The following is a 13,681-nucleotide window of genomic DNA, read 5'->3' on the forward strand; positions in this document are numbered from 1 at the left end:
CCTCCGATCTTGCTTGGGTCGAGCTGCGGCCACCGTACCGCCGTGCAGATTGAAGTGCAACGAATTATCACAAAAGTTTAGAAATCGTTTCTCAAACTTCAATCCAGATTGTCTCGGATGTCCCGCATGCCGGCGGCGATCTTTCTGGCCCGCCGACTGCTCGTATGGCTTGACGATCATCGTGAAGTCCTTATCAAAAACGTCGGCGGACAGAGCCTTCAAGATCTGCCAACGAAGCTATTTCGGCGAAACGGATCAAGAGTAGGAGCTAGGAGTTGCGGCCACCCTCATCCACAGGAGCACTCTCGCGTGCTGTGTCTGAATCGCGTATTGCATCAAGCATCTCCCGGTGGCGCAACTCATCAACTTCGGACTTGAGCTGCAAGCGGCGGAACAACCGGAACGGAATCAGAAGCACTCCCCAGACCAGATACCAGAAAAACACCCCAACCCAAACCACTGAGATCACTAGCGCGACCACCACGGGGGCCACAGGTACAGCCCATCGCCGCCTGGGCATCTTCCCATAAACGGCTGGGATGATTCGCTTGGCCGACCCCGTGAAGCTCAACGGGGATTCCATGATGACCTGTTCGGATGGAAGGCGCTCCTGGCTGCCCATGCCTTTAGGTTAGAGAGTCAATTGCCAATGCAACATCCCGTAGAGCGCCGGACGGGATTTGAACCCGTGAATCATGGCTTTGCAGGCCACTCCCTTAGTCCGCTCGGGCACCGGCGCAGGTGTGGCCGCCGGAGCGGCCAGCGCTGACAGTGTATGGGATCGGGCTGACCATTCCACATGGGGTTTAGGGTGTCGGCCATGAGTGATGGCGGCGTCCGCTCTCCGTTGGAGTTGCTCGACGTGATGGGCATCGTGGAGGCCGAGGCGAGCCCGGGGATGCGGCACTTGGAGGTGTACTGCCCCGATGGGCTTTTGACGCTGTTGTGGCACGGGCCCCGGGATGCGACTGATGTGGTGATCACTTTGGGCGGGGCCATCGGAGGGCTTTTGGGGCCGGCTCGGGCGCTGTATCTGCGGTTGGGCGAGAACTTGGCCGAGGAGGGCATCGCGGTGATCCGGGTGCACTACCGGCGGCCGGGGATCATCGAGCGCTGCTTGCTGGATGCGGCTGCCGCGGCCGACTTAGCCGCTCGAGAGGAGGGGCGTCGGTTCATCTTCATGGGGCATTCCTTCGGGGGTGCGGTGGCGGTGCAGGCGGGGATCGCCCTGGGGGAGCACATGGCGGGGGTGGTGGGTTTGGCCACCCAGTCGGCGGGATGTGAGAACGCGGCGGCCCTGGGCGCCACTCCCCTGCTGCTCATGCATGGCGGGCAAGACCAGATTTTGCCGGTGCAGGCAAGCGAGGCGGTGCGGGCCCTGGCCGGGGGCGGCGAGCTCGTGGTGTATCCCGAGGCCGACCACGGGCTGGCCTCGGTGGCCGATGAGATCGCCGCTACGCTCGCCGAGTGGATTCCCGCTCGCTTCGCCGAGCACGCGGCCAGATGAACGAGATGAAGGAGCACATTCGTGGGAGCAGCTGAAGACGCCCTGGTTGGGCCCGAGGACGACAACTTCCACCCGCATTCGGATCACCCGTGGGAGACCGAGACCTGCTGGTACGCATTCTGCGTCCCCGAGCGCAACCTGATGGGCTACCTATACACCTGGATCCGCCCCAATCTGGGCATCTGCGGGGGCGGCACCCTCGTGTGGGACGACACCGCCTACCTGCCGTGGGAGGTGCCGTTCTTCGACTACAACCACAGCATCCCGCTGCCCGAGGGCCTCGACCTGCGCGATACCACCTTGCCCACCGGGATGCGGGTGAAGGTGATCGAGCCGCTCACCAGCTACGAGCTGGGCTACCGCTACCCCTACAAGGACATGTTCGAGGCCGAGCTGCGCTTCGACGCCCTCACCCCGCCGCATGTGTTCACCCGGGGCGAGCCCCCGTTCACCATCGCGAGCCACATCGATCAGCCCGGCCGGGTCACCGGGCGCATCCGCCTCCACGGCGAGGACATTGACGTGGACTGCTGCGCCATGCGGGACCGGTCGTGGGGGCCCCGCTCCGACCTCCAGGGCTTCCGCATCGGCTACGCCTTCGCCACCACGTCGTCACAGAGCGCCTTTCTGTGCTACTCGCTGCCCAAGGCTGACAGCGACCCGATCAACGCCGGCTACTACCTGCGCGACGGCGTGAGGGCCGACATCAAGAGCGGCGAGCGCCGGGTGGAGCGGGATCCCGTCCACGGCTACGCCACCGCCTTCGAGATCGAGGCGGTGGACGAGATGGGCCGGGAGCTTCGGGCCACTGGCACCCCGGTGAGCCGCATCATCTTCAACCCCTATCCCAAGATGCTCACCTGGGTGAGCACCACCGCCTGGGACTTTGACGGCGGCACCGGCTGGGGTGAGGACCAGGACTGCTGGCGCCCCGACCAGTGGTCCGCCTACCGCCGCAGCCTCCGCCAATAGACCGGCGCCAGTAGGGTCTGCGCCATGTTCACCTGCCGATTCGAACTGCGAGTCCCCCCGTTCGCCGATGTCACCCACGCCCAGCTGCACCGCGAGTACCTGGACATGGTGTCGTGGTGCGACAACAACGGCATCGCCACCGTCATCGTGTCGGAGCACCACGGGGCCGACGACGGCTTCATGTGCTCCCCGCTGGTGCTGGCCAGCGCGGCGTTGGCCCGCACCGACAATGTGATGGTGGCCATCTCGGCGCTGTTGCTGCCGTTCCACGACCCCATCCGCATCGCCGAGGACATCGCCACCATCGACCTGATGGCGCCGGGCCGCCTGTCGGTGACCATGGGCGTGGGCTACCGGGAGTTCGAGTTCGACATGTTCGACAAAGACCGCACCCGCCGGGGCCGAGACACCGAGGAGGCCATCGAGCTGATCCTGCGGTGCTGGAGCGGCGAGCCGTTCGAGCACGAGGGGCGCACCATCTGGGTCACCCCCAAGCCGGTGACCCAGCCCCACCCGGTGCTGATGGTGGGCGGCTCGGTGCGGGCCTCAGCCCTGCGGGCCGCCCGGCTGGGCCTGCCATTCTCCCCCTCCACCCCCGACCAGTCGCTGGCCGACCTCTACTACGCCGAGGCGGCCCGGCTGGGCTATGAGACCCCGTTCGCCATCGTGCCCGACGGCCCGTCGATGGTCATGGTCACCGAGGACCCGGAGCGCACCTGGGCGGCCATCGAGCGCCACGCCCTGTACGACGCTGGGCTGTACAACAGCTGGCAATACAACGACCATCACAATCTCACCGCGGTGGACGCCGACGACGTGGCCGGGCTGGCGGCCAGCGGCCAATGGGATGTGCTGACCCCCGAGGAGTGCGCCCAGCTGGTGCGGGACAAGGGCAGCGCCATGCTGCACCCGTTGGTGGGTGGCATCGATCCCGCCATCGGCTGGGAGAGCCTGGAGCTGACCAAGAACCGGGTCATGCCGCTGCTGGCTGCCGATGGGTGATGGCAGCACCGCTAAACGAGGACACCGCCGATGGTTGATTCCGGCGAGCGCCTGTTGAGCCCCGAGGAGCTGGCCAAACTCAGCCAGCCGCCCCGGGCCGATCTGGTCGACGCCCTGGCGGAGAGCCCCGAAGCCGCCGTCGAAACGCTCCGGCGCATCGACCGGGCCTATCGGAACTTCATCGACGGGTTCGGGGCGTGGATCGCCCAAACCCAGCGCTTCGTGGACGAGCGCTACGGGGCTGACGGACTGGCCATGATTGGCTCGGCCGACGATGCCTATCGCTCGGCGCTGCTACACGGTTTGACCGACGAGGACGTGTCAGGCCGCCACCAACCCGACCGGGCCGACGCGATCGCGGGGCTCATCGAAGCGGGCGACCACGAGGCCGCTCTGGCCGCCTTCCACGCCTTGGAGGCCAGCTACCGGCGCATCCACGATGTGGAGCGCGACCGGGTGGCCTCGGTGCTGTCGCAGGTGTACCGGGCCTGGGGACCCGATGTGCTGGAGGCGAGCATCCGCTTCGCGGGTGAGCAGACACTGCTGGGATGGATGCCCCACGATGTGGCCCGGCCGGCCGAGGTGCGAGTGCGCCAGTGGGCTGGCATGCAGAAGGGCAACTTCGCCGACATCACCGTGGGAGAGACCGACGACGCCTTCGTTATCACACTGCATCCGTGCGGGACATGCGGTCGCCAGGTGTCCGACGGCTGCTACGGGGAGACGCTGGACCTGGCGGTGGTGGCCGAGGACCATCCCCTCACCTTTGGCAACGGTCCCGCGCCCATCTACCGAACCCACGTTTCGGTGATGCATTTCATAGTGCCCATGGAGCAGACCGGGGTGCCGTGGCCGGTGATCCAGTGCCCCAAGGGGATGGACGCGGAGCCGTGCCGGATCACGCTGTACAAAGACCCGGCGGCCACTCCGCCGGAAGCCTATGCGTTTGCTGCTGGGAGCGGATGACCGGGCTCGAACCGGCGACCTACACCTTGGCAAGGTGTCGCTCTACCAACTGAGCTACATCCGCAGGACGGTCCAGCATAGCAAGCTGCCGTTGGGACACTCACAGCAATAGGTCAGCTGGCGGCCGCCTCCAGCAGGACCGCGGCCCGCTCGCTCAACTCCAGGTCTTGGGCAATGCGACGGGCGGCGGGACTCATCTTGGCCAGAGTTTTGGCCAGTACTTCGGCCATGTGGTCGTCGCCCAGCTTGTCGGCCAATTCATCAAATTGGGTTTGGAGGAACACCAGGCACAGGGCGTCCTCATGGGTCTGCACCCGGGGGTCGGTGGCCAAACCCCTCTTGGCCACAATTGCCGACACGTCGGCGGCAAAGGCGTCGTCGTAGCCCACTGCGGTGACGATGTCGGCCACCTCGGCGGCATGGCGCTTGGCCTGGGCGGTGCGCCACCGCAGGTAGCCGGCCCGGCCCTCGGGGTAGTCGGAGCGGGGCAGCGCCCAGCGTCGCAAGTGATGGGCTCGAGCGGCCACCAGCTGGGCATCGTGGGCATAGGGGTTGAGGCGCTGCACCCACTCGGTCATCAGCTCGGCGTGGGCCTGCTCCTTGGGCCGGGCTTGGCCATCGACTTCGATGGTGTGGGGATCATCGGCGTTGGCCTGGTCGATGGCGGCCAACGCGGCCTTGAGCCGGTCGCTCGGGATCACAGCGTCGGTGACCATGCTATTCAGTCAGGAATCGGCGGGCGGGCGCAGGTCCACCCGCAACACCAGAATTCCGTCCTCGATGGCACCGGAGGCGTCGCCGATGATGGCGAAATCCTGGAAGTCCTCCTGGGCCCGGCGGATGAACAACGTCCGCTCTTCGCCGCCCACCGGCGGCAGCGGGCGGTTCCTTACCGCCTCGGCCCGCTCCCGGAACCGGGTGATCATCGCCTCCACGTCCAGTTCGTCGGCCATCACCCGAGCGTATCTTGTGGCTCGGAGATGTCCGGCGGATCTTCATCGCCCCTGCGAGAGCCGTCACCGGTGCGCACCCAGTAGACGAACGTGCCCAGCAGGGCGATGACTGCCACCGCGATCAGCAGGGCCATCACCAGCTGGATTTCATCGTCGGAATCCGATGGCGACGGGATGGGCTCGGCCTCCGTCTGACCGGCCTGGGCCACCGGATCAGCCAGCCAAGGAGCCCCAGCGGCGGATCCCGTGGCGACCGTCCCCCACAGGATCGCCAGGAGCAAGGCTCCAACAAGCAGCCCCTTTGATTGCACGGCGTCCAGTCTCGCACGGCTCATGGCCACCGCAGTGGCGGTCAACGCTGGTGTTGAGGACAGGAGTAGGTGGTGCGCCCGCCGATGGTCCGCCGGTCCAGCAGCTCGCCGTCTCGAGGACATGATCCGCCCCTGACTCGAGCCAAGTGGAGATCGCCGGTGTGCGAGCCGCCCCGCTGGGCCAACTCGGCCACCGTCGTGCGGATGGCCTCGGCCAGATGCTCATGCTCGGACCCGTCGAGCGAATCAGCCTCCCGGGCCGGGTCAAGCCCGGTTCGCCACAGAATCTCGTCTACCAGCAGGTTGCCCAGACCGGCCACCCGGTGCTGGTCCAGCAGCCGGGCCTTCAACGCAGTTCGGCTCCCCTCCAAGGCCGCGGCCAACTCCTCGGTAGCCAGCTCGAAGGCATCAGGACCCATTCGGGAGTCATCGGGGTTCAGCTCTACGCCGCCCAGACGCCGGGGGTCGACTACGACCAGGGTCCCCTCGTCGTCGAAGCGCAGCTCGAAGCGGCGCCATTCGGGAAGCACCCGGGCGCTGGAGTACTCCAACTTCTCGATGACCGCATGGTCGTCCACCACCAGCCTCCCGGTCATGCCAAACCGCAGGCCCAGCACTGCGTTCGGCGGGCCGTCGGGGTCGCCGAAGTCCATCATCAGCAGCTTGCCTGTGCGGCGCAGCCCGACGACAGTTTGTCCAGTAAAGGCGAGGCTTAGCGCTTGGGCATCGGCCCCTCCCTTGATGAACCAGTCGTCGGGAGCATGAACCGCCGAGACACTGCGGCCCACCGCAGCTTCGGCGGCCCGACGGTAGTACTCGACCTCGATGATCTCAGGCAGCGAAACCAGCCTCTATGCCATCGCCTTGTCAGCCGCGTGCAGCAGGTCGGCCACCACATCGTCGCCGTGCTCCAGGCCCACCGACACCCGCACCGTGCCCGGCCCGATGCCAGCGGCGGCCAGCTCATCGGGGGTCAGCCCGGCGTGAGTGGTGGATGCCGAGTGGGTGACCAGCGTTTCAGGGCCACCCAGCGACGTGGCCACCTGGGCCAGCTTCACCGCTTCCACGAACCGCTCCCCCGCCTCGTGCCCGCCAGCGAGGTCGAAGGCCAGCAGTCCGCCGAACATCTTCATCTGCCGCTTGGCCAGCTCGTGCTGGGGATGGGAGACCAGCCCGGGATAGCGCACTTCCTCTACCCCGCGATGGCCCAACAGCGCCTCGGCCAGCTGCTGGGCGGTGGCGCTCTGGCGCTCCAGGCGAACGCCCAGGGTGCGCAGGCCCCGCAGGCCGTTCATGGCGTCGAATGGGGCGGCGTTGGCCCCCTGCAAGATGGCGAACCCCCACAGCGACGCGATCAACTCGGCGCTGCCCGACACCACCCCCAGGGTGGTGTCGTTGTGGCCGCCGAGGCCCTTGGTGGCCGAGTGCAGGCTTAGGTCGACCCCGTAGTCCAGCGGCCGGGTGATGCTGGGTGGGGCGAAGGTGGAGTCCACCGCGGTCAGCGGGCCGGCGATGGCGCCCAGCTCCTCTAGATCGACCAGGTCGAGGCGGGGATTGGCCGGGGTCTCGGCGAACACCAGCATGGTCCGGCCCGGTCGCATCGCAGCTTGGAACGCTCCCGGCTCGGTGCCGTCCACGAAGGTCACATCGATCCCGAATCGAGGGCACACCGCCTGGAGCAGGAACTGGGTGCCGGAGTAGAGCTGGCGCTGGGCCACGATGTGGTCGCCCGCCGAGCACAGGCCCAGGATCACGCAGCTCACCGCGCCCATGCCCGAGGCGAAGGCCCGGGAGGCCTCGGCGCCTTCGAGGGTGGCCATGGCCTCTTCGAAGGCCGCCACGGTGGGATTGCCGTTGCGGGTGTAGTAATGGCTCTCGGTGGGGTCGAGCGCCATGCGCTGGCCGGCCTCGAGCGAGGGGATGCGGAACGTGGTGGTGGGGAACAGCGCAGGGGCCAGTTCGGCCCCACCCGAGCGCCGACCGGCCAGCACGGCCAACGTGTCGGGATGGGCAAACCCCGCCGGGTCGGGGGCGGCCACCGACTCCTGGCCAGCCTCGTCCCAGCCCGTCTCAGTCGACACTGCTGCCCACCTTCTCTAGAAAGTCCTTGATGGCCTGGCCCACCGCCTCGACTTCGAGCAGGAAGCCGTCGTGGCCGTGGGGGCTGTCCACCACGGTGTACACACATCGGCCGCCCGCGGCAACCACCGCGTCGTGGAGCTCCACCTGCTGGCGGGGCGGGTAAAGGGCGTCGCTGGTGATGCTCAGCGAAAGCACCGGTGCCTTCATCCGGGATACAGCACCAGCGATGCCGCCCCGGTCCCGGCCGATGTCGTGCAAGTCCATCACCCGGTTGAGCACCAAGTAGGTGTTGGCGTCGAACCGGCGGACCAGCTTCTCCCCGTGGTAGTCGAGGTACGACTCCACTTGGAACCGGTCCCAGGCGCCGTACACCGAGTGGATGTCGAACAGCTCCCGGCCGAAGCGGTCTTCGAACACCTCATCGGACCGATAGGTGATCTGGGCTAGCGACCGGGCAATGGCCAAACCGGCGTGGGGACCCTGGCCGGGCGGGTTGTCGTAGTAGTCGCCTCCCTGCCAGTTGGGGTCGAGTGCCAGTGCGGTGCGGCCCACCGCCGACCAGCCGATCTGCTGAGCGCTGGCGGCCATGCAGCCGGCCAGCGAGCACACCGAGCTCACCCGATCGGGGAACATGACCCCCCACTCCAGGGCCTGCATGGCCCCCATGGAGCCTCCGACCACCGTCAGCCACCGCTTGACGCCTAGGTGGTCGGCCAGCCGGCGCTGGGTGCGCACGATGTCGCGCACCGTCACGGTGGGGAACGACGAGCCGTAGGGCTCACCGGTATCGGGGTCGGGCGATGCCGGCCCGGTGGTGCCCTGACAGCCGCCGAGCACGTTGGCGCACACCACATACAGCTCGTTGGTGTCCAGGACCCTGCCGGGGCCGACCATCTCGCCCCACCAGCCGGGGGTGGGGTGGCCGTGTCCGGCGTCGCCCGCCACATGCGAGTCACCGGTGAGGGCGTGGCAGATCAGAACGGCGTTGGAACCGTCGGGGGCCAGCTCTCCCCAGGTCTCATAGGCCAGCGTGACCTCCCGCAGCGCTCCGCCGCCCTCCAGCTCAAAGTTGTGGGGGCGCTCCAGGGTGTAGAACTGGCGATTGCCGACGGGGTCGCCGGGCTTCCATGCGCCGGTTACCGGCAGGTCGGTGCTGTAGCCCCGGGGATGGGGAGCTGCCGGGGTGTTCTCGGCTGGCTCCGAGGGAGGACGATCCGAGGCGGAGCGCTTCTTGCCTCTGGGCATGGTCCTCCCTTCGTCTGCTTAGGGGAGGGCCACTGTCGGCGCAGCGGTCAAACTCGGACACTTGGTTGCCTCCGCCTTGGCCAGAGGCCACATCCCCCGCCGAAGCGGGCGAGCACCTTGGGTGTCCCTCCCAGGTTGCTGGACTCCCCTCCCGAACACACTGTGCCGGGCGGCGAGCCGCTCTCGATGTACCCCACAAGGGTAGCGGGGAGCCGGTCTAAAGCTCAACCTTTTACTGTTTGAGGCCTCAAACGGGCTCGGCCACCGGATCCCATCGCTCGAGGGATTCGAGCCGGTCGTCGTTGGAGAACATCTCCACAATGGGCATGTCCAGCGACAGGCGGCGCTGGAGACGCTTCACCTCCAGCTCCTCGTTCCACAGCGACAGCGTGACGGCCATGCCCGTCTCTCCGGCTCGGGCGGTGCGGCCGGAGCGGTGCAGGTAGGTCTTGTGGTCGGGCGGCGGGTCGTAGTGGATCACCACGTCCACGTCGTCGATGTGCAGGCCCCGAGCGGCAACGTCGGTGGCTACCAGCGCTTGGATCTCGCCAGACGCGAATCGGGCCAGCGAGCGCTCCCGGGCCTTTTGGCGGAGGTCGCCGTGGATGGGCTCGGCTCGGACGTTCTCGGCCTTTAGCTTGCGGCTGAGCCGGTCGCACCCGTGGCGGGTAGCAGAGAACACCAGCGTGCGCTTGGAGGCCCGGATGATGGCCGCGGCCACCTTGACCTTGTCCATCTCATGAACAGCCACGAACCGGTGCTTCATCTCGTCCACCGTCACCTGTCGGGACTGGACCTCATGGCGAACCGGATCACTCTGGTAGCGGCGGACCAGGGCGTCCACCGCCCCGTCGAGGGTGGCGGAGAACAGCATGGTCTGGTGGCGGGACTCCACATGGCGCAGGATCCACTCCACCTGAGGCAAGAACCCCATGTCAGCCATGCGGTCGGCCTCGTCCACCACCACGATCTCCAATTTGGCCACCGACACTGCCTTGCGGTCGATGAGGTCGATGAGCCGTCCGGGGGTGGCCACGATGACGTCGAGTCCATCCTTTATCTTGCTGATCTGGTCTTCGATGGGCGCACCGCCATAGACCGGGGCCAGGTCGAGGTCTCGGCACCGGGCCAGCGGGTGCAGCTCATTGGCCACCTGCAAGGCAAGCTCCCGAGTGGGAACCAGGATCAGGCCTCGCACCCAATGGGAGTCGGCATGGGAGAGGTTCTCCACCAAGGGCAGGCCGAAGGCCAGGGTCTTGCCCGAACCGGTTTTGGCCTTGCCGCACACATCCCGCCCAGCCATGGCATCGGGGATGGTGAGAGTTTGGATGGGGAACGGGGTCTGGATGCCCCGTTCTTTGAGCGAGGCCACCAGGTCTGAGGCCACGCCCAAAACGCGGAATTCTTCTGTCATCTGTGATCCGGGCTGCGAAAGGAAGCGGAAAGATCGCCAGCCCGCTCTCTTAGGTTACCGGGTTCAGGTCTCCAAAGAGACGTTTTCGGCGACTGGTTCGTCAGATACCGGCTCATCGGCGTCCGGAGTCGGTTCGTCGGACTCAGGGGTCAATTCGTCTGATGACGGGTCCTCAGGGGCTTCTTCTTCCGATTCCTCGTCGCTGTCGCCACCTCGGCCGTAGAGCAGATAGGCCACCGAGCCGAGGATCAGGGCCAGCATCACCCAGATGTTCACCCGCACGCCGGCCAGCTCGCTGGCAAAATCCACCCTGATGAACTCGATCCACAGCCGGCCGAGGGAATAGCCCAGCACGTACAGCCCGAACAGACGGCCCGGCTTCAGGGTGAAGCGCTTGCCCGCCCACAGCAGGGCTCCGACCAAGGCCAGGTTCCAGATGCACTCGTAAAGGAACGTTGGGTGGAAGGTTTCGTCGTTCAGATACTGGAAGCGGCGGTGCTCGGGGTCGATCTCCAGCGCCCACGGCAGATCGGTGGGCCGCCCGTACAGCTCTTGGTTGAACCAATTCCCCCACCGCCCGATGGCCTGGCCCAACGGGAGGGCGGGGGCCGCCGAGTCGGCGATTGTGGACATGGGGATGCCCTTTTGGCGGGCGTACACCCATATGACGGCCGCGGCGGCGACCACCCCGCCGGTAATGCCCAAGCCCCCCTCCCATATCTGCCAGACCTCACCCCAATTGCCCTGGTAGGTCTTCCAATCTGTGATTACGTGGTAGATCCGCGATCCGATCAGCCCGGCAATCACCGCCCACACGGTGATCGAGCTGGCCAGCTCGGGGGAATGGCCCCGCTGGACGAACCGCCGGTGGAACAGCCAAGTGGCGGCCAGTACTCCGAGGGCGATCATCAGGCCATAGGCCCGCAGTTCCAGGGAGCCGATGTCCAGGCTGTCGGAGCCCGGGCTGGGAATGGACATCAATGTCACCGCCCTACTCTGCCACGCGGCGGGCCCGGCCACTTATCCCAGGCCGCGGGCGATCTGATTAGATTCTCCCCATGGTCGACAGCGCGAGACAGATTGAAAACCTCATGTACACCTACGCTGAGCGGATTGACGCCGGGAATCTAGAGGGGGTGGCCGACCTGTTCGCCAACGGGCGGATCGTGGCCTCTCCCGAGGCACCGGTGGAAACGGCGGTATCCGGGCGCGATGAGGTGCTGGGGATGTACCAGGGCTCCACCCGCCTCTACCCCTGCGGCACCCCCCGCACCAAGCACGTCACCACTAACGCCATCATCGAGGTGGACGACGACGCGGGGACCGCTTCGGCCCGCTCCTACTACACCGTCTTCCAGCAGCTCGACGACTTCCCGCTGCAACCCATCATCACCGGCCGATACCACGACACCTTCCACCGCATCGACGGCGAATGGTGTTTCGACCAGCGGACCATGCTGGTGGACCAGCTCGGCGACCTCAGCCGCCATCTGCTGTTCGAGCTGAAACTGTGAGCTCGGCTTCCAACTCGCCTCGCCCCGAAGGAGAGAACTCATGACCGATCTCACTCCTGCCAATCTGTTCGGCCTAAACGGTAAGACTGCCCTGGTCACCGGGGGCGGCCGGGGCATCGGCGCCATGTTCGCCGAGGGCCTCCTGGGCGCCGGCGCCCGAGTGATCATCTCCTCCCGCCGACAGGAGCAGCTTGACGAGGCGGTGGCAGAGCTGTCGGCCATCGGTCCCGTGGAGGCCATCGCCGCCGACTGCTCCACCGAGGAGGGATGTGTGGGTTTGGCCGAGGCGGTAGGCGAGCGTACCGAGCGGCTGGACATCCTGGTCAACAACGCCGGGGCCACCTGGGGGGCGCCGATGGCAGAATTCCCCGACGCGGCGTGGGACCGGGTGATGAACCTGAACGTCAAGGGGGTGTTCCAGCTGACCGTGGCCCTGATTCCGCTGCTTGAGGAGGCGGCCTCGGCCGACGATCCAGCCCGAGTGATCAACGTGGGCTCGGTGCAGGGGCTCCAAGCCCCCGATATCGAGAACTACTCGTATTCGGCCAGCAAGGCTGCGGTCCACCACATGACCCGGGTGCTGGCCAAGAAACTGGCCCCCCAGCACATCACGGTGAACTGCATTGCCCCCGGGGTGTTCTACACCAAGATGATGGCCCACACCCTGGACACCTTCGGCGACGAGATCATGGCCGACACTCCCCTGGCCAGGCTCGGGCGGCCCGACGACATGGCCGGGGCGGTCGTGTTCTTGTCCGGTCGGGGCGGCGCCTATCTGACCGGCGCGGTGATCCCGGTGGACGGCGGCTACGCCACCACCCTGTAGGAGTACCTCCGTGTCCCCCGTGTTCATCGAGGTCCGTGCCAATGAGTACACCGGCCGAGAGGCCAACCCCAATGTTCCCTGGTCGATCGAAGAGCTGATCGCTGATGCAGTGGCCTGCGCCGAGGCCGGGGCTTCGGTGTACCACTTCCACGGTCGGGAACCGGCCACCGGGGCACCGGTGTGGGACGCCGAGACCCTGGGTTCGGTGGTAGCCGGGGTGCGCGCCGCCTGCGACCTGATACTGATGCCCACCCTGGGGGCCTCCACCGTTCCCGATCCCCACGCTCGGCTGGCACCGGTGCTGGAGATGGCCGCCGATCCGGCCACCCGGCCCGAGCTGGCCCCCATCGATCTGGGCAGCTTCAACATCGACCCCTTCGACCCGGCCACCGGCGAGTTCGGCAACCCCGACATCGTGTATGTGACCCCGCTGCGGGCGCTGCGAGAAATGGTGGCCGATGTGGCCGAGGCGGGGATGAAGCCGATGGGGGCGCTCTGGACGGTGGGGTCGGCCCGGCTGCTGTCGGCGTTCCTGGACACCGGCGATATGGCGGCGCCGGGCTATGGCGAGGTGACCCTATCGAACTCATGGCTGTCGGGGCATCCGGCCACGGTGGACGGGCTGGACGCCATGACCCGCTTCCTGCCCGACGACGGCCGGGCGGTGTGGGGCTGTCTGGCCTATGGGGCCGACCTGCGCCCCTTGGCCCCCGAGGTGATTGCCCGGGGCGGGCACCTCATCGCCGGTTTGGGCGACTACCCCTACCTGGAGCTGGGCACCCCCACCAACGCCGACGTCGTGGCTGCGCTGGCCGGCTGCATCGCTGAGGCGGGGGCCGATCTGGCCACCGTCGACCAGACCCGGGCGATGCTGGGCCTGGGCTGAGCG

16 protein-coding genes, 2 tRNA genes and 1 riboswitch are annotated in these 13,681 nt (G+C 67.0%); of the genes, 7 read left to right on the forward strand and 11 right to left on the reverse strand.

The genetic code is table 11. The features are described 5' to 3' along the window. Window positions 1-268: 268 nt before the first annotated feature. Both ACOGXH_RS11080 and ACOGXH_RS11085 read right to left on the reverse strand, forming a co-directional pair. Window positions 269-622 (reverse strand): hypothetical protein, encoded by a 354-nt coding sequence (locus ACOGXH_RS11080; RefSeq protein ID WP_419929164.1) that lies wholly within the window; start codon window positions 620-622, stop codon window positions 269-271. 43 nt (window positions 623-665) lie between these two features. Then, a tRNA-Cys gene (locus tag ACOGXH_RS11085) sits at window positions 666-739 on the reverse strand. An 81-nt stretch (window positions 740-820) separates the two neighbouring features. Here ACOGXH_RS11085 and ACOGXH_RS11090 point away from each other — a divergent pair. Genes ACOGXH_RS11090 through ACOGXH_RS11105 form a run of 4 tightly spaced genes read left to right on the forward strand, consistent with a single transcriptional unit; the run spans window position 821 to window position 4,447 of the window. Further along, the gene (locus tag ACOGXH_RS11090) at window positions 821-1,507 is read left to right on the forward strand and encodes an alpha/beta hydrolase (RefSeq protein ID WP_419929165.1); all 687 of its coding nucleotides are present in this window, start codon (window positions 821-823) and stop codon (window positions 1,505-1,507) included. A 21-nt stretch (window positions 1,508-1,528) separates the two neighbouring features. After that, entirely contained in the window at window positions 1,529-2,479 is a 951-nt protein-coding gene (locus ACOGXH_RS11095) for a DUF7065 domain-containing protein (RefSeq protein ID WP_419929166.1), read from the forward strand. A gap of 24 nt (window positions 2,480-2,503) precedes the next feature. Next, a complete protein-coding gene (locus tag ACOGXH_RS11100; RefSeq protein WP_419929167.1) occupies window positions 2,504-3,481 on the forward strand; it encodes an LLM class flavin-dependent oxidoreductase in 978 nt (325 codons plus the stop codon). Between the two features lie 30 nt (window positions 3,482-3,511). Beyond that, a complete protein-coding gene (locus ACOGXH_RS11105) occupies window positions 3,512-4,447 on the forward strand; it encodes a hypothetical protein (protein ID WP_419929168.1) in 936 nt (311 codons plus the stop codon). Here the strand turns inward: ACOGXH_RS11105 and ACOGXH_RS11110 are convergent. The 9 genes from ACOGXH_RS11110 to lgt all read right to left on the reverse strand — a co-directional run bounded on the left by ACOGXH_RS11110 (window position 4,439) and on the right by lgt (window position 11,430). Further along, a tRNA-Gly gene (locus ACOGXH_RS11110) sits at window positions 4,439-4,511 on the reverse strand. The two genes, ACOGXH_RS11105 and ACOGXH_RS11110, sit on opposite strands and share 9 nt — an antisense overlap. 49 nt (window positions 4,512-4,560) lie before the next feature. Continuing rightward, a complete protein-coding gene (locus tag ACOGXH_RS11115; protein WP_419929169.1) occupies window positions 4,561-5,163 on the reverse strand; it encodes a DUF4202 domain-containing protein in 603 nt (200 codons plus the stop codon). 9 nt (window positions 5,164-5,172) lie between these two features. Further along, window positions 5,173-5,400 carry a hypothetical protein gene (locus ACOGXH_RS11120; RefSeq protein ID WP_419929170.1) on the reverse strand — a complete coding sequence of 76 codons (228 nt, stop codon included), beginning with the start codon at window positions 5,398-5,400 and terminating at the stop codon, window positions 5,173-5,175. After that, the gene (locus tag ACOGXH_RS11125) at window positions 5,400-5,735 is read right to left on the reverse strand and encodes a hypothetical protein (RefSeq protein ID WP_419929171.1); all 336 of its coding nucleotides are present in this window, start codon (window positions 5,733-5,735) and stop codon (window positions 5,400-5,402) included. The genes ACOGXH_RS11120 and ACOGXH_RS11125 overlap by 1 nt, the downstream gene beginning before the upstream one ends. 17 nt (window positions 5,736-5,752) lie before the next feature. Further along, window positions 5,753-6,559, reverse strand: coding sequence for a DNA-formamidopyrimidine glycosylase family protein (locus ACOGXH_RS11130; protein ID WP_419930362.1), 807 nt, complete (start codon window positions 6,557-6,559; stop codon window positions 5,753-5,755). 3 nt (window positions 6,560-6,562) lie between these two features. Then, entirely contained in the window at window positions 6,563-7,792 is a 1,230-nt protein-coding gene (locus ACOGXH_RS11135) for a trans-sulfuration enzyme family protein (RefSeq protein WP_419929172.1), read from the reverse strand. After that, window positions 7,782-9,038 carry a homoserine O-acetyltransferase MetX gene (gene metX, locus ACOGXH_RS11140; RefSeq protein ID WP_419929173.1) on the reverse strand — a complete coding sequence of 419 codons (1,257 nt, stop codon included), beginning with the start codon at window positions 9,036-9,038 and terminating at the stop codon, window positions 7,782-7,784. Before metX ends, ACOGXH_RS11135 begins: the two co-directional genes overlap by 11 nt. Window positions 9,039-9,089: 51 nt before the next feature. Next, a riboswitch (SAM-I-IV-variant riboswitch) is annotated at window positions 9,090-9,233 on the reverse strand. Between the two features lie 52 nt (window positions 9,234-9,285). Next, complete coding sequence (locus tag ACOGXH_RS11145; protein WP_419929174.1) at window positions 9,286-10,452, reverse strand: DEAD/DEAH box helicase; 1,167 nt, start codon at window positions 10,450-10,452, stop codon at window positions 9,286-9,288. A 63-nt stretch (window positions 10,453-10,515) separates the two neighbouring features. Then, a complete protein-coding gene (gene lgt, locus ACOGXH_RS11150; RefSeq protein ID WP_419930363.1) occupies window positions 10,516-11,430 on the reverse strand; it encodes a prolipoprotein diacylglyceryl transferase in 915 nt (304 codons plus the stop codon). Between the two features lie 80 nt (window positions 11,431-11,510). Here lgt and ACOGXH_RS11155 point away from each other — a divergent pair, with 80 nt between their 5' ends. Genes ACOGXH_RS11155 through ACOGXH_RS11165 form a run of 3 tightly spaced genes read left to right on the forward strand, consistent with a single transcriptional unit; the run spans window position 11,511 to window position 13,678 of the window. Beyond that, a complete protein-coding gene (locus ACOGXH_RS11155) occupies window positions 11,511-11,966 on the forward strand; it encodes a nuclear transport factor 2 family protein (RefSeq protein ID WP_419929175.1) in 456 nt (151 codons plus the stop codon). 40 nt (window positions 11,967-12,006) lie between these two features. Further along, window positions 12,007-12,792 (forward strand): SDR family NAD(P)-dependent oxidoreductase, encoded by a 786-nt coding sequence (locus ACOGXH_RS11160; protein ID WP_419929176.1) that lies wholly within the window; start codon window positions 12,007-12,009, stop codon window positions 12,790-12,792. Between the two features lie 10 nt (window positions 12,793-12,802). Further along, on the forward strand, window positions 12,803-13,678 hold the full coding sequence (locus ACOGXH_RS11165) for a 3-keto-5-aminohexanoate cleavage protein (protein WP_419929177.1): 876 nt from the start codon (window positions 12,803-12,805) through the stop codon (window positions 13,676-13,678). Window positions 13,679-13,681: the final 3 nt, after the last annotated feature.

Source organism: Candidatus Poriferisocius sp. (assembly GCF_965208355.1).
Taxonomy (GTDB): Bacteria; Actinomycetota; Acidimicrobiia; order Acidimicrobiales; family Bin134; genus Poriferisocius.

Excerpts from the sequence above, each read along its gene's own strand:
- ACOGXH_RS11080 (WP_419929164.1), bottom strand. The coding sequence starts at position 622 with ATGGGCAGCCAGGAGCGCCTTCCATCCGAACAGGTCATCATGGAATCC.
- ACOGXH_RS11090 (WP_419929165.1), top strand. The coding sequence starts at position 821 with ATGAGTGATGGCGGCGTCCGCTCTCCGTTGGAGTTGCTCGACGTGATG.
- ACOGXH_RS11100 (WP_419929167.1), top strand. The coding sequence starts at position 2,504 with ATGTTCACCTGCCGATTCGAACTGCGAGTCCCCCCGTTCGCCGATGTC.
- ACOGXH_RS11105 (WP_419929168.1), top strand. The coding sequence starts at position 3,512 with ATGGTTGATTCCGGCGAGCGCCTGTTGAGCCCCGAGGAGCTGGCCAAA.
- ACOGXH_RS11115 (WP_419929169.1), bottom strand. The coding sequence starts at position 5,163 with ATGGTCACCGACGCTGTGATCCCGAGCGACCGGCTCAAGGCCGCGTTG.
- ACOGXH_RS11120 (WP_419929170.1), bottom strand. The coding sequence starts at position 5,400 with ATGGCCGACGAACTGGACGTGGAGGCGATGATCACCCGGTTCCGGGAG.
- ACOGXH_RS11125 (WP_419929171.1), bottom strand. The coding sequence starts at position 5,735 with ATGAGCCGTGCGAGACTGGACGCCGTGCAATCAAAGGGGCTGCTTGTT.
- metX (WP_419929173.1), bottom strand. The coding sequence starts at position 9,038 with ATGCCCAGAGGCAAGAAGCGCTCCGCCTCGGATCGTCCTCCCTCGGAG.
- ACOGXH_RS11145 (WP_419929174.1), bottom strand. The coding sequence starts at position 10,452 with ATGACAGAAGAATTCCGCGTTTTGGGCGTGGCCTCAGACCTGGTGGCC.
- lgt (WP_419930363.1), bottom strand. The coding sequence starts at position 11,430 with ATGTCCATTCCCAGCCCGGGCTCCGACAGCCTGGACATCGGCTCCCTG.
- ACOGXH_RS11155 (WP_419929175.1), top strand. The coding sequence starts at position 11,511 with ATGGTCGACAGCGCGAGACAGATTGAAAACCTCATGTACACCTACGCT.
- ACOGXH_RS11160 (WP_419929176.1), top strand. The coding sequence starts at position 12,007 with ATGACCGATCTCACTCCTGCCAATCTGTTCGGCCTAAACGGTAAGACT.